The organism is Roseateles asaccharophilus, assembly GCF_004362405.1.
Lineage (GTDB): Bacteria > Pseudomonadota > Gammaproteobacteria > Burkholderiales > Burkholderiaceae_C > Kinneretia > Kinneretia asaccharophila.
The window spans coordinates 552,121-568,242 of sequence record NZ_SNXE01000002.1 but is presented as its reverse complement, the minus strand read 5'-3'; the positions used below and the strand labels follow the sequence as shown (position 1 = coordinate 568,242).

Sequence of the window (16,122 nt, the reverse complement as noted above, 5' to 3'; positions counted from 1 at the left end):
CTTACTCCATCAGGCCTTGGCCATCAGACCGATGAAGCGGTCGAACAGATAGGAAATATCGTGCGGGCCGGGGCCGGCTTCCGGGTGGCCCTGGAAGCAGAAGGCCGGCTTGTCGGTGCGGGCCAGGCCTTGCAGCGTGCCGTCGAACAGGCTGATGTGGGTGGGGCGCAGATTGGCCGGCAGCGTGTCGGCATCCACCGCAAAGCCGTGGTTCTGGCTGGTGATGCTGACGCGGCCGTTGTCCAGATCCTTGACCGGATGGTTGGCACCGTGGTGGCCAAACTTCATCTTGAAAGTCTTGGCGCCCGAGGCCAGGGCCATGATCTGGTGACCCAGGCAGATGCCAAAGGTGGGAATGCCCGCCTCGATCAGTTGGGCGGCGGCCTTGATGGCGTAGTCGCAGGGCTGCGGATCGCCGGGGCCGTTGGACAGGAAGACGCCATCCGGCTCCAGGCCGAAGACCTCCGAGGCGGGGGTCTGTGCCGGCACCACGGTGATCTTGCAGCCGCGCGAGGCCAGCATGCGCAGGATATTGCTCTTGACGCCGAAGTCGTAGGCCACGACGTGGAACTTGGGCGCGGTCTGCCCGCCATAGCCCTGACCCAGCACCCACTCGGTCTGGGTCCAGGTTTCGCGCTCGGTGCGGCTCACCACCTTGGCGAGATCCTGGCCGGCCATGCTGGGCGCGGCCTGGGCCTTGGCGATCGCCTCGGCAATGTGCGCGTCGGTGATCTGCTCGCCGGCGGCCAGGGCCAGGATGCAGCCGTTTTGCGCGCCAGTGCGGCGCAGCACGCGGGTCAGGCGGCGGGTATCGATGCCGGAGATGGCCACCGTGCCCTCGTCGCGCAGGTACTGCACCAGGCTGCGGGTCTTGCGGAAGTTGGAATCAAGGATCGGGGGCTCCTTGATGATCAGACCTGCGGCAAAGATCTTCGAGGCCTCGACGTCCTCCTCGTTGACGCCGTAGTTGCCGATGTGCGGATACGTCAGCGTGACGATCTGCCGGCAGTAGCTGGGGTCGGTGAGGATTTCTTGATAGCCGGTCAGCGCGGTGTTGAACACCACTTCGCCGACCGTGTGGCCGGCAGCGCCGAGGGCGTTGCCTTTGAAGACCGTGCCGTCTGCCAGGGCGAGGATCGCTGGGGGGGAGGAAAGCAGATCGGGCAGCACGGGAAACTCCGTTTATTGTGCGCGCGCCCAGCTCTGCTCCATATCGCTACCCGCCAAGGGGTCGCCGAAAGCCTGAGTCCGGTGGGGGAAACGGGGGATGTTTCGCTGGGGTAGCGGTGGTTGCGGGTAAACCTGAAAAGTATAACCCACCAGGGGTTAGTACCGAGTCAGTTTGCGCAAATATTTGCATGACGCGCGGGTGTCAGCGCGCAGCATCCGGCCCATGGGGCGAACGCAGATCGCACAAGACGCCATCGGCAGGAGGATCGGCCCTGCCCTAGCACCCGTATCGATCAGCAGGGGCCGCGACACGAGCAGCCTCAGGGCCCGCCCCCGCAGCCCCGACACGAAAAATCAGGCCAGCGCCGCGATGCCGGCGCGGGCGATCTGGGCATCCTCGCTGGACTTCACGCCGCTCACACCCACCGCCCCCACGCAAACACCATCCACCAGGATGGGCACGCCGCCTTCGAGCAGGCCTTGCAGGCCGGGCGCGCTCAGGAAGGACACGCGGCCTTGATTGATCATGTCTTCATAGATCTTGGACTCGCGGCGTCCCAGGGCGGCCGTGTGGGCCTTGGCCGGCGCGATCTGGGCCGACACGGGCGCCGCGCCGTCCAGGCGCTGCAGCCACAGCAGGTGGCCGCCGTCGTCCACGATGGCGATGCTCACGGCCCAGCCGTTGTTGCGGGCCTCGGTCTCGGCCGCGGCGGCAATGCGCTTGACGTCGTCCAGGGTCAGATAGGGCTTTTGATTCATGGTCTTGCTCTTGAAATCCAAGGGTGGGGCGCCCACTGTAGCGCCCATGAGCCAGGGCATTCACACTCTAGGCGCAAAGCTGAAACGACCGCCACCTGCGCCCCCGGGACATTCCGGGCGCAGGGCACCTTACCCGACACGAGGCTGTGACTAGAATCGCGCCATGAGCCCGGCCTGCCAGGGCGCCAACGATGACATCTTCGGAGGACTTATGAACGAAAGCCTGCAAAACCAATACGGCGCCGCCTACGGCTCCGCACTGGCCAGCGACCGCCAGCGCGTGCTGCGCAACACCTACTGGCTGCTGGCCCTGTCAATGGTGCCCACCGTGCTGGGCGCCTGGATCGGTGTGTCCACCGGCATCATGGCCAAGCTGGGCTTCGGCCTCTCCACCCTGATCTTCTTCGTCGGCGCCTTCGGCCTGATGTTCGTGGTCGAGAAGACCAAGAACAGCAGCACCAGCGTGGTGGCCCTGCTGGGCTTCACCTTCTTCATGGGCCTGATGCTCTCGCGCCTGCTGGCCCAGATCCTGGGCTTCAAGAATGGCGCCAGCCTGATCATGACCGCCTTCGGCGGCACCGCCGCCATCTTCTTCGCCATGGCCAGCCTGGCCACGGTGATCAAGCGCGACCTCTCCGGCCTGGGCAAGTTCCTGTTTGTCGGCGCCATCATCATGCTGGTGGCCGGCCTTGTGAACATCTTCCTGCAGTCCTCGGCCCTGATGCTGACCCTGCTGGTGCTGAGCATGGCTGTCTTCTCAGCCTTCATGCTCTACGACATCAAGCGCGTTCTGGACGGCGGCGAGACCAACCTCCTCCGCCCCCCCCCGGCCCTTTTTCTGGGACTTTACAACCGTTTCCCAGGCCCTCCTTCCCCTGTGGGTTTTTTTTGGGGGGAAAGGGACTGATCTCTCCCCCCCCCCCCCCGACCGGCTGCGCCGTCCCCCTCAAGGGGGCGAGTCCGGCTGACTGGCAGAGCCAGATCAGCGGCAGCCTCTGGATGAAGCGCCCACCGCGTGGCGCAAAGAAAAAAGGGCCTCACGGCCCTTTTTCTGTTTCAGCGCTCGAAGACCGCGATGCTCTCCACATGCGCCGTGTGCGGGAACATATTCACCGCACTGGCCGCCGTGCAGCGGTAGCCGGCCACATTCACCAGCAGGCCCGCGTCACGCGCCAGGGTGGCCGGGTTGCAGGACACATAGACGATGCGCTTGGGCGGCGTCCAGCCCGGGGCCAGGGCCGGGTTCTCGGCGATGTCGGCCACGGCCTTGGCCAGGGCAAAGGCGCCCTCGCGCGGCGGGTCCACCAGCCACTTGTCGGCCACGCCATCCGCGGCCAGCAACTCGGGCGTCATCTCGAAGAGATTGCGCGCCACGAAGCTTGTATTGGCCTCCAGACCATTGCGACGAGCGTTCTCGCGCGAGCGCTGCACCAGGGCCTCGCTGCCCTCGATGCCCAACACCTCGCGCGCCTGGGTGGCCAGAGGCAGGGTAAAGTTGCCCAGGCCACAGAACCAGTCGATCACCCGCTCGTCCTTCTCCACCCGCAGCAGGCGCAGGGCTCGCCCCACCAGCACGCTGTTGATGTGCGGATTCACCTGGGTGAAGTCGGTGGGCTTGAAGGGCATGCGCACGCCGAACTCGGGCAGGGTGTAGGCCAGCTCCGGCCCGCCCTCGTCCAGCAGGTGCACGGTGTCCGGCCCCTTGGGCTGCAGCCACCATTGCACCATCGGGTGCGCGGCGGCAAAGGCACGCAGCTTGGCCTTGTCACCCTCGGGCAGCGGATTCAGATGGCGCAGCACCAGGGCCATCACGGTGGCCTCGCCGTTGTCGCCCATGGCCAGCTCGATCTGCGGCAGGCGGTCGCGCTCCTCCATGCTGGCAATCAGTTCGCGCAGCGGCATCAGCAGATCGCTGACGCTGGCGGGCACCACCTTGCAGACCTGCATATCGGCCACATAGCGGCTCTTGCGCTCATGGAAGCCGATCAGCACCACACCCTTTTTGGCCACGTAGCGCACCGAGAAGCGCGCGCGGTAACGGTAGCCCCAGGTCGGGCCCTCAATGGGGCGCAGCAGGGTCTCGGGCTTGACCTTGCCCAGGTGCCAGAGGTTGTCCTCCACCACGCGCTGCTTCACAGCCACCTGGGCGCCCGCATGCAGATGCTGCATCTTGCAGCCACCACAGGCGCCGGCATGCAAGCCGAAATGCGGGCAGCCCGGCGTCACGCGTTGCGAGCTCTCGTGCCGCAGAGCCATCAGCGTGCCCTGCTCCCAGTTGTTTTTCTTGCGGCCGACGCTGACCTGCACCTCTTCGCCGGGCAGGGCGCCATCGATGAAGACCACCTTGCCCTCGGTATTGCGGGCCACGCCCTGCGCCTCGAGGTCCAGGGCCTCGACCTTCAGCCATTCGTTCTCTTGCGTCATGGCGCGCGATTATCCCAGGCTCGCCGGGATCGGCCGCGCGGGATTCGGCGCGCGCGTCAGAAGATGGCGTCGCGATTGATGCCGTGGCGCTGCATATTGCGCTTGAGCTTGTTCAGCGCCTCGATCTGGATCTGGCGGATGCGCTCGCGCGTCAGCCCCAGGCGTATGGCCAGCACATCCAGGGTCTCGGGCTCGCGGTCGGCCAAGCCGTAACGGCCAGCCAGCACCTCGCGCTCGCGCTCATTGAGCGAGGCCAAGCCATGGGCCAGCAGTTCCTCAAGCTCATGGCTCAGACGCTGGCCCAGCGGGTCCACGGCCTGTTCGTCGGCCACCAAGTCCATCATGGACTCGCCGCCTTCGCCATTGCGATCCACCGGCGAGTCCAGGGAACTGGGCAACTCGGCATAGGCCAGCAGATCGGAGACATGGGACAGGGGCAGATTCAGACGCGCGGCGATCTCCTCGGCCCGCACCACGGCCTCCTGGCCATCTTGGCTGCGCAGAGCCTCCAGAGCGCGCCGCGCCTTCAGCACCTGGTTGAGCTCGCGCACGATGTGCACGGGCAGGCGCACCAGGCGAGCCTGATGCATCAGGGCGCGCTCAATGCTCTGGCGTATCCACCAGCTGGCATAGGTGGAGAAGCGGAAACCGCGCTCCGGCTCGAACTTGCCGATGGCGTGCATCAGACCAAGATTGCCTTCCTCGATCAGATCGCTCATGGGCAGGCCGCGGCCCAGGTAGTTCTTGGCGATGCTGACCACGAGCCGCAGGTTGTGCTCGATCATGGACTGGCGCGCGGCGAATTCACCAGCGCGGGCGCGCACCGCCGTGTCGTACTCTTGCTGGGGGGTCAGCAGCGGAGTGCGGCGGATGTCGCGCAGATAGGCCTGCAGCGCATTGCCCAGTTCCAGCTCGGCACCTGGCGCACTGGCGGAGCGACCGCTGCCGTTGGCACGCAGCACCTCCGCCTCGTCATCTTCTTCGCTGGGGACAGGGACTGGCGCCGCAGCGGCGCCGTCATCATCGTCGAGCGGGACGGCCGGCAGGACGTCGAGATCCTGCAAGCGCAGCGGCCCGGGAGGAACAAATCCAGCGGGCCGTGCCGCGGGGCTTATGTGCAAAGAAGTCTGCTTCATGATCCTTGCTCATCGCCCCCATGCTGTGTCCTAACGGGCTGGCAGCAGCTTGGCCGGATCGACGGGCTTGCCCTGCTTGCGCACCTCGAAGTGAAGTTTCACTTGCTCGGCGTCGCTGGACCCCATCTCGGCAATCTTCTGCCCCTTGCGCACTGCCTGATCCTCCTTGACCAGCAAGGTCTGGTTGTGCGCGTAGGCCGTCAGGTAAGTCGCGTTGTGCTTGATGATGACGAGATTGCCGTAGCCGCGCAAGCCAGAACCCGCGTAAACCACACGGCCATCCGCTGCCGCCAGCACCGGGTCGCCGGCCTTGCCACCAAAGGCCAGCCCCTTGTTGCGCGCATCATCGAAACCAGCCATCACCGGGCCATTCACCGGCCAGCCCCAGGATGGATCGTCATCGCCGCTGGTTGCCGCAGGCGTGCTCGGCGCCGAAGCAGCAGGAGACTGGGCTGCCGAGGCCGGCGCGGCGGCCGGCTTGCTGTCCAGCGGGCGACTCTCCACCTTGGCCGACGCCACGGGACGCGCACTCACCGCGCCAGCATCAATGCCGGGCGGCACCACGCGCAAGACCTGACCCACCTCGATGCGGTTGGCGTTCTCCAGCTCGTTCCACTTGACCAGATCGCGCCAGTTCTGGCCATTTTCCAGCGCGATGCGGATCAGGGTGTCGCCCTGCTTGACCGTGTAGTAGCCTGGCTTGCCGGCGTTCTCGGCGCCCGGCACAGGCTTGGTATCGGGCGCGGGCGCCGGGGTCGGCGCGGGGGCCGGCGCGCTGCTGCGTGCGCCGCCGCTGATGGGTCGGTCCTCCACGGGGGCCTTGTGCTTGGGCGAGGCACAACCCGCCAGGATGGACACAAGTGCGAGAGCGGACAGCGCCGCCGGAATCCGGATCGTGTTGTATTGCATGCTTAAAGCGTTTCCAGGCGCCGGCGAAGGCGCGGAATTCACATGACGCCCGATTTTAGGGGCACGAACAGCACCGGTTCATGAACCGTGCGAACAAGGCGCGAGGCACCAGCCTCGACCACATGGTCCACCACCACCAGCACTTGGCCGCGGCCGCCCGGCGCCTGCATGGGCGCCACCAAGCGCCCGCCCGGGGCCAGCTGGGCCAGCCAGGGCTCGGGCAGGTCTTCGCCACCGGCGGCAGCGATGATGGCGTCATAAGGGCCGGCGCCGGCATGGCCCAGGCGTCCATCACCATAGATCAAGCGGATCTGGCGCAGCAGACCCAGACCCTGCAGATGGCCCTGGGCCTTGTCGTGCAGGGGACGCAGGCGCTCGATGCTCACCACCTGACGCGACAGCGCGGCCAGCACCGCGGCCTGATAACCGCAGCCGGTGCCGATCTCCAGCACCCGGCCCAGCTGGCCCGCGCTGCGGGCGGTGGCACCGGCCATCAGCAGCTCGATCATGCGGCCCACCACCGAGGGCTTGGAGATGGTCTGGCCATGGCCGATGGGCAGGCTGGTGTCCTCATAGGCCTGGATGGCCAGCGCGCTGTCCACGAACTCGTGACGCGGCACACTGGCCAGGGCCTGCAGCACACGCTCGTCCTTGAGCCCCTCGCGCTGCAGGCGCTGCACCATGCGCAGGCGCACGCCGGCCGAATCCAGGCCCAGGCCGCTGGGCGCGCTCAGGCGAGCCGCATCCTGGGCTGCCTGATGCAGCGGGCGCTGTGGGCGCAGCAGCTCGCGCGCGGGCCGTGCCGGCTGCGAGCCCAGCTTGTCCAGCGGCAGCGGAAAGCGGCGCTTGGGTAGCTCGCTCATGACGCGGCCCTAGAACCCTGGATCAGGGTGATGTCAGGCATCACGGTTGCAGCCCCAGGCGCTGGCGCCAGCCCGGCAGGCCGGCGTGATCGGTCAGGTCCACCTGCAGCGGCGTGATCGAAACCTGGCCATTGGCCGTGGCGTGGAAGTCCGTGCCCTCGCCGGCCTCGCGCGCGTCGCCGGCCGGCCCGATCCAGTAGATGGGCTCGCCACGCGGATTGGTCTGGCGGATCACCGCCTCGCTGGCATGGCGGCGCCCCAGGCGGGTGATGCGGCGCGGCAGGCTGGCGGCATCAGCGCGGTTGGGGATGTTCACATTGAGCAGGAAGGGCTGAGCCAGACCGCCCGCAATCACCTGCTTGACGATGGCGCGCGCGGTCTGGGCCGCAGCCTCCAGCTCACCCCAGCCCTTGTCGGCCTGGGAGAAGGCGATGGACGGGATACCGAACAGAAAGCCCTCGGTGGCCGCCGCCACGGTGCCGGAGTAGAGCGTGTCGTCGCCCATATTGGCGCCGTTGTTGATGCCGGAGAGCACCAGATCGGGGCGGTAGTCCAGCAGACCGGTCAGGGCCACGTGCACGCAGTCCGAGGGCGTGCCGTTGACATAGCGAAAGCCATTGACCGCCGTGTAGACCGACAAGGGCCGACCCAGGGTCAGGGCATTGGAGGTGCCGCTGGCGTTCTGCTCGGGCGCGATCACATCGATCTGCCCCAGCCCTTCACAAGCCTTCACCAGGACCGCAAGGCCAGGTGCCAGATAACCGTCGTCGTTCGCAATGAGGATACGCATGATGCGACCATTGTAGGCAGCGCGTCACCTGCGCGACCCCTTGGCAACCCGCCCCTGCCTATCATCCCCCGCCGGAACTGACGAGGAACGAACACCATGCAAGCCTGGCTGTGCGAGAACCCTGTGGGCGTGGAGGCCCTGAGCTGGAAGGAACTGCCCACGCCGGAGCCGGGCCCGGGCCAGATCCGCGTGGCCATACGCGCGGCCAGCCTCAACTTTCCCGACCTGCTGATCGTGCAGGGCAAGTACCAGGTCAAGCCGCCCACACCCTTTGTGCCGGGCGCCGAGTTCTCCGGCGTGGTGGAGGCCGTGGGTGCGGGCGTGCGCCATCTCAAGCCCGGTGATGCGGTGGCTGCCTTTGCCGGCACAGGCGGCTTCGGCAGCCATGCCTGCCTGCCCGCGGCCCAGGCCCTGCCCCTGCCGCCGGGCTTCCCCTTCGAGGATGCGGCCGCCTTTCTCTGCACCTATGCCACCAGCCACCACGCCCTGCTGGACCGCGCCGCCCTGCAGCCCGGCGAGACCGTGCTGGTACTGGGCGCGGCCGGCGGCGTGGGCACGGCCGCCATCCAGATCGCCAAGGCCGCGGGCGCGCGCGTGATTGCGGCCACCTCCTCCGACGAGAAGAACGCGCGCTGCCTGGCCCTGGGCGCCGACGCCGTCATCAACTACAGCCGTGGCCAGCTGCGCGAGGAGCTCAAGACCCTGACCGAGGGGCGTGGCCCGGACGTGATCTACGACCCCGTGGGCGGCGACCTAGCCGAGACGGCCTTTCGCGGCATCGCCTGGCGCGGCCGCTACCTGGTGGTGGGCTTTGCACAAGGGCAGATCCCCGCCCTGCCCCTGAATCTGGCCCTGCTCAAGGGTGCCTCCCTGGTGGGCGTGTTCTGGGGGGAGTTTGCGCGTCGCGAACCGGCCCGCAATGCCCAGATGCTGGGCGAGCTGGCCGCCTGGTATGCCCAGGGCAAGGTCAAGCCCGTGCTCGATGCGGTGCTGCCCATGCAGGAGCTGCCCGCGGCATTTGCCCGCATGAGCAGCCGGCAGGTGGTGGGCAAGCTGGTACTGCGCATGCCCGCATGAACGGCGACACAAGCGGGCATCAAGGCAACAACTCGCAACGCATGCCATTGTTTCGCGGGGCATGTTTTGCCAGGGATGTACGCTAGGATGGCGCGCTGAGTGGAGCCTCCTCACACCATGGCCGTCAAAGTACTGATCATCGAAGACAACCCAGTTGCGCGTAGCTTTCTCTGCCGTGTCGTGCGTGAGAGTTTCAGCGACGCCATGGAGATCACCGAAGCCGGAGATCTCGAAGGCGCGCGCCGCCATGTGGCTCGCCTCAAGTCGGAGAACCCCGAGCAAAGCTACAAGCTGATCCTGCTGGACCTGGAACTCCCGGACGGCAACGGCATGGAATTGCTGGCCGAATTGGCGGGATCGCCAGCGGTCAAGGTGGTGACCACGCTCTACTCCGATGACGACCATCTCTTCCCCGCCCTGCAATGCGGCGCCGACGGCTATTTGCTCAAGGAAGACCGCTTTGAAGTTCTGGTGGAGGAGTTGCAGCGAATCGTCCGGGGCCAGCCGCCGCTGTCTCCCGCCATTGCACGCCGCCTGCTCTCGCACTTCCGTCCCGGCACCACCGGAGATACCGGCCCGATGAGTCTGTCGGGCGGCCTGAACTCGGGCTTCAGCCCGCTGTCGTCCAGCAGCGGCCCCAACAGCCGCAGCGTGGCGCTTGATCCCCCGCCCGAATGGGAACGCCTGACCCCGCGCGAGAACGAGGTTCTGACCTACCTGAGCAAGGGCTTCACCATCAAGGAAATTGCCAACCTGATGGGCATCAAGTGGTTCACGGTGAACGACCACATCAAGAGCATCTACAAGAAGCTCAATGTGTCCAGCCGCGCCGAGGCCGCCGTACTGGCCAGCAAGCAAGGACTGGTCTGAGCACGCTGGCGGGCAAGGCCTGACACCCCGTATCGCCCATCAAAAATGCCCGCCATCACGGCGGGTTTTTTTCGAACACCTTTTGCAGCGGAAGGAATGCGGCGCGCCAAATAGAAAAGGGCCAGCGCTTTTCAACGCTAGCCCTTCGATTTACTTGGGGTGGCTAATGGGACTCGAACCCACGACAACCAGAATCACAATCTGGGACTCTACCAACTGAGCTATAGCCACCGCAGAGACATAGATTATAGACAGAAATTAAACGCTGGGAAGTGTTTTTCGCAAGACTGACTTAAAAAAACTTAGAGCGCACTTCGCCAAGCCCTAGCGACAGGGTCAGGGGGCGGCCGACGAAGCGGCAGCGGCAGGCACGCTGAGCTTGACCTTGTAGTGGGTCTTGAGCGCGTTGTAGTAGGCCTGCGACTCCGCGGCAGTCCAGGCCTGCGCGTACTGTTGGCTGGCACGCTGCTCATCGATCAGTGCCGGATCGCGTGGCAGCAGCTTGTTGATGCGCGCCAGGACATAAACGCCCTCGCCGCTGTCCACGCCCACATAGGTCGGCAGCGTGCTGGCGTCGGCGCGCAGCAACTCATTGAGCACCTTGGGAGGCAGATTCGCAGGCTTGGCGCGCGAGATCAGCTGAGCCGGCTCCAGGCCGGTGGCATCGGCGCCCTTTTGCAAGGCCTCCAGCCGCTCCTTGCCGCGCTTGGCAGCAGCCTCGCCGGCGAGCTTTTGCATCAGCTGGGCGCGCACCTGAGCCTTCACATCCGCCAATTCCGGCAAGCGTGCCGGCTTGTAGTCCAGCACACGAGCTGCGGCCAGCTGGCTGGGCCCGACTTCCACGGCTTCCGTGTTGCGCTTGTTGCGCAAGGCGTCATTGCCAAACACGGCCTCCAGCAATTTGGCGGAAGCCAACACGCCGCTCGCACCCGGCGCGGGCTTGCGTTGCACCATGGCGGTCTGGAGGTTCAGCTTGAACTTGTCAGCCGCGGGTTTGAGACTGTCGGACTGCTCGTAAACCGCATTGCTGAACTGCTCGGCCAGCTCGGCATAGCGCTTCTGGGCCAGCTGGCGGCGAACCTCCTGCTCCAGATCGGCCCGTACCGACTCAAAGCTCTTCTTGTCGCCACCGCGCACACCCGTGAGCTGGATCAGGTGGTAGCCGAAGTCGGTCTCCACCACATTGCTGATCTCGCCCTGCTTCAGCGCATACGCCGCATCTTCAAAGGGCTTGACCATGGCACCGCGCGGGAAGAAGTCCAGATCACCGCCACGTTCCGCCGAACCCTCATCCTGAGAGTTCTTGCGGGCCAGCTCGGCAAAACCAGCGGGGTTCTTGCGGGCCTGGGTCAGCAACTCCTCGGCGCGAGCCTTGGCCTTGGCGCGGTCTGCGGCCGGCGTGTCCTTGTCGGCCTTGATCAAGATATGGCTGGCGCGGCGCTCCTCGGCCACGGTGTAGCGGGACTGGTTCTCCTCATAGTACTTCTTGAGATCCTCATCGCTCACCGTCACGCCGCTCTTGAGTGCCTCCAGATCCAGCACCAGATATTCGATCTGGGCCATCTCGGGCAGCTGGAAGCGCGCGCTATTGGCCGGCTCCTTGTAGAAAGCCTCGACTTCAGCGTCGCTCGGGTTCATCTGCGCGAGGAAATCCTGGGCGGAGAAGCGCTGCAGCTGGACCTCTCGCTGCTGCAGCAAGGCATCAAATGCCAGGGCCGAATTGGCCTTGGAGGCCACACCCGTCCCCGCCACGCCCAACATGACCTGCCTCAGCGTCAGATCCTGGCGGAGGCGCTGGGCAAACATTTCAGAACTCATGCCCTGAGCCAGCAGCAGGTTCTTGTTGACCGTGCCGTCGGGGTTGCGCAGAAAGGCGAACTGCGGGTCGCTGCGGAACAGCTGCTGCAGCCGCTCATCGCTGATGGTCAGGTGTTGGCCCTTGGCCGCTGCCAGCAGCACGCGCTCGCGCACCAACTCATCCAGGGACTCACGCCGAACCTCCGGCGAGTCCACCAGCTTCATGTCCAGATTGGGCATCTGCGAGCGCAGACGCTCCACCTGATTGCGGTGAGCTGCATCCCATTCGGCCTGAGTGATCTTGCGATCGTCCACCGTGGCAACACCGGCATTGCTGCCGTCCATGAAACGGGAGTAGCCCTCGACACCGACCAGCACAAAGGCCGGCAGGATCAGGATCAGCAGCATCAGCTGAAACAGGCGGTTGTGCTTGCGAACGAAATCAAACATCGGGATCCTCGAAGGGCGGCGCGGTCTTGATTGGGGTGCCGCGCTCAAACACGACAAAGGCGAACCACGGTTCGCCTTTGCGCGCAGGCATTCTAGCCATGCAGATGGTGGGTGCTAACGGGCTCGAACCGCTGACATCTTCCGTGTAAGGGAAGCGCTCTACCAACTGAGCTAAGCACCCGGTCGAAACCGGTGAAGCGGCGATCTTAGTTGATCGCGTCCTTCAGGCCCTTGCCAGGGCGAAATTTCGGCACCTTGGCGGCCTTGATCTTGATCGTATCGCCGGTGCGCGGATTGCGTCCGCTGCGCGCCGCCCGCTTGGCCACGCTGAAGGTACCGAAGCCAACCAGTGAAACGCTGCCATTCTTCTTCAGGGTGGTCTTGACACCGCCGATCAGGGCCTCCAGCGCGCGGCCGGCCGCCGCCTTGGAAATGTCGGCCTGCTTGGCAATGTGCTCGATCAGTTCGGACTTGTTCACAAAAAACCCCTCAAAGAATCTTGAAGATGGCCACCCAGGCCGCGCCTAGCTGAAGCTCGGGGAAGCGGATTCTAGACGCAATCCGCGGGGTCTCTGAGCAGGGGCAAGTCCCGATACAAAGTGACTTGTGACAACGGGTGTCACCACCTGCCAGACACCCGCCGGCTCGCGGTCCGTGCGCCGACCTCAACGAACCTTGGCGCGAATCTCCGGCAAGGCCTTTTGCAGGTAGTACACCATGGACCAGATGGTCAGCACCACGGCGATGTAGAGCAGCCAGGTCCCCCAGAGCCGGGTGTCGATCAGGCCCAAGAGCGGGCCGTCAAAGAGCAGGAAGGGAATGGCCACCATCTGGGCCGTGGTCTTGAGCTTGCCCACCATGTGCACGGCCACCGAGCGCGAGGCGCCGATCTGGGCCATCCACTCCCGCAGTGCCGAAATCGCGATCTCGCGGCCCACGATCACCAGGGCCACCAGGGCATTCACCCGCCCCAGCTCCAGCAAGACCAAGAGGGCTGCACAGACCAGGAACTTGTCCGCCACCGGATCGAGAAAGGCACCGAAGGACGAGGTCTGGTTGAGCTTGCGCGCCAGATAGCCATCGAGCCAATCCGTCAGGGCCACCAGCACAAACAGCACGGTGGCGAACAGATTGCGATGAGCCGGCGAAAACTCCTCCAGATAGAACACCCCCACGATCAGCGGTATCGCGACGATGCGGGCCCAGGTGAGCAGGGTTGGCAGGGTGAAAAACATGCGGGCATTGTGCCCGAGGCAGGCGGCCTGCCACGGGCTGTCTCTTTCATGCGAAAGCCTCTTGGCAAGGCTTCAACGCTCCCTCACTGATCCAGGGTGCGGGGCTTGAAGCGGCGCTGGTCGTTGAAAAGAAAGGTTTCGCTGAATTTCCAGGGCCGCGGCATGCGCGAGACATCACCAAACGGCGCGGCGCGGTGCACGGCGTCGATGGCGAGTTGCACCGTGTCCTGGGCCTGACCGGGCCGCCGCAGCACGGCGATGTGCTTCACGCGGCCGTCGCCATGCAACTCCACCTCCAGCACCGGGATCGCCAACAGGGGCTCGGGCACCGGGCCCAGATAGCTGCGCTCGGGATTGGCCGCCACCAGACGCTCGGCGGCTTGCTGGCGCAGCTCGATGGCATTGCGCACCGGACGCGGGGGGCCGAGCTTGGGCTGTGCCGGAGCCGGGGCGGGTGCGGCCGCACGCGGGCCCTCGGCTGCACCAGGCTTGGGCGCAGGCGCGCTGCTGCCTTGGGCCCCGGCCGGCGGGCCAGGAGGCAGGCGCGGCCCGCTGCAGCCGGCCAGCCAGCCCAGCAGCAGGCCCAGGCCGGCCCAGGCGCCGAGGCGGCGCATCAGTTCAGTGAAGGACACGGTAGATCTCCTCGGCCAGCTCGCGGGAGATGCCCTTGACGCTGGCCAAATCATCGACGCTGGCCGCGGCCACGCCGCGCACCCCGCCAAAGCGCTGCAGCAACAGCGCACGCTTGCGCGGGCCCACGCCCGGCACATCTTCCAGGCGCGAGCCCCCGGTGCGCGCGGCCGCGCGCTTGGCGCGCATGCCGGTGATCGCGAAGCGGTGCGCCTCGTCGCGAATCTGGGCCACCAGCATCAGGGCAGCCGAATCGCGGCCCAGATAGACCTTCTCGCGCCCATCGGCAAACACCAGCTCCTCCAGACCCACCTTGCGGCCCTCACCCTTCTCCACGCCCACGATCAGGGACAGGTCCAGGCCCAGCTCCTCGAAAACCTCGCGCGCCATGGCCACCTGACCGCGGCCGCCATCCACCAGCACCAGATCGGGCAGGCGGCCCGTGCCTAGCTGAGCCGCCTCGGCCAGCTTGCTGTAACGCCGGGTCAGCACCTGGCGCATGGCGGCGTAGTCGTCGCCGCCGGTGATGCCCTCGATGTTGTAGCGGCGGTACTGGCTGCTCTGCATCTGGTGGCCCTCGAAGACCACGCAGGAGGCCATGGTGGCCTCGCCCGCCGTGTGGCTGATGTCGAAGCACTCGATGCGGAACTGCTCGGGCTCGGCCACGCTCAGATCCAAGGCCTCGATCAGGGCGCGAGTGCGGGCCTGCTGCGAGCCCTCTTCCGAGAGCAGGCGGGCCAGGGCCAGCTCGGCGCCCTTGACGCACATCTCCTGCCAGACGCGGCGCTGGCCGCGCGGCTGGGCCTGGGTCGTGACCTTGTAGCCGGCCTGGGCCGTGAGCGCAGCGGCCAGGGCCTCGTCCACCGCCTCGCTGAGCACGATGAGCGAGGGCACCTGGGCGTCCAGATAGTGCTGGGCCATGAAGGCCTCCAGCACCTGGCGCTCGGGGCTGGGGCGCTCGGCAGCCGGGGCAGCCTCGCCGCCCTCCTGCTCCGCGGCCTCGGCCTCCAGGGCAGCCAGCTGCAGGGCCGTGGCGTCCTCCACATGCTTGGGGAAGTAGGCGCGGTCGCCCAGATGGCGGCCGCCGCGCACCATGGCCAGGTTCACGCAGGCACGCCCGCCCTGCACCTTGACGGCCAGGATGTCCACATCGCGGTCGCGGCCGGTGGCGCTGTTCTCGTCCACCGCCTGCTGCTGCAGCACCTTGGACAAGGCCTGGATCTGGTTGCGCAGCTCGGCCGCCAGCTCGTACTCGAAGCGCTCGGCATGGGCCATCATCTGGGCCTGCAAGCCATCCAGCACCTCCTGGGTCTCGCCCAGCAGAAAGCGCTCGGCATGGCGCACATCGCGCGCATAGTCCTCGGTCTGGCCCTCGGGCACGCAGGGCCCCGAGCAGCGGCGGATCTGGTAGAGCAGGCAGGGCCGGCTGCGGTTGTTGAAGACCGTGTCCTCGCAGGTGCGCAGGCGAAAGACCTTCTGGATCAGCTGGATGGACTCCTTCACCGCCCAGGCGCTGGGGAAGGGCCCGAAGTAGCGATGGCGCTTGTCCACCGCGCCGCGGTAGTAGCTCACGCGCGGCCAGGCGTGGCCCGAGAGGCGCAGATAGGGGTAGCTCTTGTCGTCCCTGAACAGGATGTTGAACTTGGGGTTCAGCGCCTTGATCAGATTGTTTTCGAGCAGCAGGGCCTCGGCCTCGGTGCGCACCACCGTGGTTTCCATGCGCGCGATACGCGCCACCATCAGGCCGATGCGGCTGCCGCCATGGTCCTTCTGGAAATAGCTGGAGACGCGGCGCTTGAGGTTCTTGGCCTTGCCCACATAGAGCACCTGATCCTGGGCATCGAAATAGCGGTAGACGCCGGGCAGGCTGGGCAGAACCGCCACCTCGGCCAGCAGGCGCTCGCGAGCCTGGGGCGCCGCTGCGGCAGGCGTCTCCAGCGGTTCGGCGGACTCGGGCGCGGCAGGACTCTCTTGCATGGGCCGCGATTGTGCAACCACTTGGGGCCGCACTT

The 16,122-nt window shown here is 66.3% G+C and carries 15 protein-coding genes and 2 tRNA genes; 3 read left to right on the top strand and 14 right to left on the bottom strand.

Translation table 11 applies throughout. The features are described 5' to 3' along the window. Positions 1-9: 9 nt before the first annotated feature. Positions 10-1,170, bottom strand: a complete 1,161-nt coding sequence (carA, locus tag DFR39_RS07390) for a glutamine-hydrolyzing carbamoyl-phosphate synthase small subunit (RefSeq protein ID WP_133602884.1) — start codon at positions 1,168-1,170, stop codon at positions 10-12. Between the two features lie 354 nt (positions 1,171-1,524). Then, a complete protein-coding gene (locus DFR39_RS07385; RefSeq protein WP_133602883.1) occupies positions 1,525-1,929 on the bottom strand; it encodes a GlcG/HbpS family heme-binding protein in 405 nt (134 codons plus the stop codon). A 211-nt stretch (positions 1,930-2,140) separates the two neighbouring features. On the opposite strand from DFR39_RS07385, the gene DFR39_RS07380 reads away from it, so the two are divergent. Continuing rightward, a complete protein-coding gene (locus tag DFR39_RS07380; RefSeq protein WP_133602997.1) occupies positions 2,141-2,836 on the top strand; it encodes a Bax inhibitor-1 family protein in 696 nt (231 codons plus the stop codon). 149 nt (positions 2,837-2,985) lie between these two features. Here DFR39_RS07380 and rlmD read toward each other — a convergent pair whose 3' ends face one another. From rlmD to surE, 5 genes are all read right to left on the bottom strand, one after another. Further along, on the bottom strand, positions 2,986-4,353 hold the full coding sequence (rlmD, locus tag DFR39_RS07375; protein WP_133602882.1) for a 23S rRNA (uracil(1939)-C(5))-methyltransferase RlmD: 1,368 nt from the start codon (positions 4,351-4,353) through the stop codon (positions 2,986-2,988). A 56-nt stretch (positions 4,354-4,409) separates the two neighbouring features. After that, positions 4,410-5,315, bottom strand: a complete 906-nt coding sequence (gene rpoS / locus DFR39_RS07370) for an RNA polymerase sigma factor RpoS (RefSeq protein WP_409848052.1) — start codon at positions 5,313-5,315, stop codon at positions 4,410-4,412. Positions 5,316-5,519: 204 nt separating this feature from the next. Further along, the gene (locus tag DFR39_RS07365) at positions 5,520-6,398 is read right to left on the bottom strand and encodes a peptidoglycan DD-metalloendopeptidase family protein (protein WP_133602880.1); all 879 of its coding nucleotides are present in this window, start codon (positions 6,396-6,398) and stop codon (positions 5,520-5,522) included. 38 nt (positions 6,399-6,436) lie between these two features. After that, positions 6,437-7,261: a protein-L-isoaspartate(D-aspartate) O-methyltransferase gene (locus DFR39_RS07360; RefSeq protein ID WP_133602879.1), complete on the bottom strand. Its 825-nt coding sequence runs from the start codon at positions 7,259-7,261 to the stop codon at positions 6,437-6,439. A gap of 40 nt (positions 7,262-7,301) precedes the next feature. Next, positions 7,302-8,051, bottom strand: a complete 750-nt coding sequence (gene surE / locus DFR39_RS07355) for a 5'/3'-nucleotidase SurE (protein WP_133602878.1) — start codon at positions 8,049-8,051, stop codon at positions 7,302-7,304. A 96-nt stretch (positions 8,052-8,147) separates the two neighbouring features. On the opposite strand from surE, the gene DFR39_RS07350 reads away from it, so the two are divergent. Then, a complete protein-coding gene (locus DFR39_RS07350) occupies positions 8,148-9,128 on the top strand; it encodes an NADPH:quinone oxidoreductase family protein (RefSeq protein ID WP_133602877.1) in 981 nt (326 codons plus the stop codon). A 117-nt stretch (positions 9,129-9,245) separates the two neighbouring features. Then, the gene (locus DFR39_RS07345) at positions 9,246-9,998 is read left to right on the top strand and encodes a LuxR C-terminal-related transcriptional regulator (RefSeq protein ID WP_133602876.1); all 753 of its coding nucleotides are present in this window, start codon (positions 9,246-9,248) and stop codon (positions 9,996-9,998) included. 155 nt (positions 9,999-10,153) lie between these two features. Here DFR39_RS07345 and DFR39_RS07340 read toward each other — a convergent pair. The 7 genes from DFR39_RS07340 to uvrC all read right to left on the bottom strand — a co-directional run bounded on the left by DFR39_RS07340 (position 10,154) and on the right by uvrC (position 16,087). Then, a tRNA-His gene (locus tag DFR39_RS07340) sits at positions 10,154-10,229 on the bottom strand. 105 nt (positions 10,230-10,334) lie between these two features. Further along, positions 10,335-12,245, bottom strand: coding sequence for a SurA N-terminal domain-containing protein (locus DFR39_RS07335; RefSeq protein ID WP_133602875.1), 1,911 nt, complete (start codon positions 12,243-12,245; stop codon positions 10,335-10,337). Between the two features lie 105 nt (positions 12,246-12,350). Continuing rightward, a tRNA-Val gene (locus DFR39_RS07330) sits at positions 12,351-12,426 on the bottom strand. A 25-nt stretch (positions 12,427-12,451) separates the two neighbouring features. Next, positions 12,452-12,724 (bottom strand): HU family DNA-binding protein, encoded by a 273-nt coding sequence (locus tag DFR39_RS07325; RefSeq protein WP_133602874.1) that lies wholly within the window; start codon positions 12,722-12,724, stop codon positions 12,452-12,454. 186 nt (positions 12,725-12,910) lie between these two features. After that, on the bottom strand, positions 12,911-13,480 hold the full coding sequence (gene pgsA, locus DFR39_RS07320) for a CDP-diacylglycerol--glycerol-3-phosphate 3-phosphatidyltransferase (protein WP_133602873.1): 570 nt from the start codon (positions 13,478-13,480) through the stop codon (positions 12,911-12,913). Between the two features lie 83 nt (positions 13,481-13,563). Beyond that, positions 13,564-14,112 (bottom strand): hypothetical protein, encoded by a 549-nt coding sequence (locus tag DFR39_RS07315; RefSeq protein WP_246030731.1) that lies wholly within the window; start codon positions 14,110-14,112, stop codon positions 13,564-13,566. Beyond that, complete coding sequence (gene uvrC, locus DFR39_RS07310) at positions 14,099-16,087, bottom strand: excinuclease ABC subunit UvrC (RefSeq protein WP_133602872.1); 1,989 nt, start codon at positions 16,085-16,087, stop codon at positions 14,099-14,101. The genes DFR39_RS07315 and uvrC overlap by 14 nt, the downstream gene beginning before the upstream one ends. Between the last annotated feature and the right edge of the window lie 35 nt (positions 16,088-16,122).

Bases quoted from the DNA above. Each gene is read 5' to 3' on its own strand.
- DFR39_RS07335 (WP_133602875.1), bottom strand. From the start codon at position 12,245: ATGTTTGATTTCGTTCGCAAGCACAACCGCCTGTTTCAGCTGATGCTG.
- rlmD (WP_133602882.1), bottom strand. From the start codon at position 4,353: ATGACGCAAGAGAACGAATGGCTGAAGGTCGAGGCCCTGGACCTCGAG.
- DFR39_RS07345 (WP_133602876.1), top strand. From the start codon at position 9,246: ATGGCCGTCAAAGTACTGATCATCGAAGACAACCCAGTTGCGCGTAGC.
- DFR39_RS07365 (WP_133602880.1), bottom strand. From the start codon at position 6,398: ATGCAATACAACACGATCCGGATTCCGGCGGCGCTGTCCGCTCTCGCA.
- DFR39_RS07360 (WP_133602879.1), bottom strand. From the start codon at position 7,261: ATGAGCGAGCTACCCAAGCGCCGCTTTCCGCTGCCGCTGGACAAGCTG.
- pgsA (WP_133602873.1), bottom strand. From the start codon at position 13,480: ATGTTTTTCACCCTGCCAACCCTGCTCACCTGGGCCCGCATCGTCGCG.
- uvrC (WP_133602872.1), bottom strand. From the start codon at position 16,087: ATGCAAGAGAGTCCTGCCGCGCCCGAGTCCGCCGAACCGCTGGAGACG.
- DFR39_RS07385 (WP_133602883.1), bottom strand. From the start codon at position 1,929: ATGAATCAAAAGCCCTATCTGACCCTGGACGACGTCAAGCGCATTGCC.
- DFR39_RS07380 (WP_133602997.1), top strand. From the start codon at position 2,141: ATGAACGAAAGCCTGCAAAACCAATACGGCGCCGCCTACGGCTCCGCA.
- DFR39_RS07350 (WP_133602877.1), top strand. From the start codon at position 8,148: ATGCAAGCCTGGCTGTGCGAGAACCCTGTGGGCGTGGAGGCCCTGAGC.
- surE (WP_133602878.1), bottom strand. From the start codon at position 8,051: ATGCGTATCCTCATTGCGAACGACGACGGTTATCTGGCACCTGGCCTT.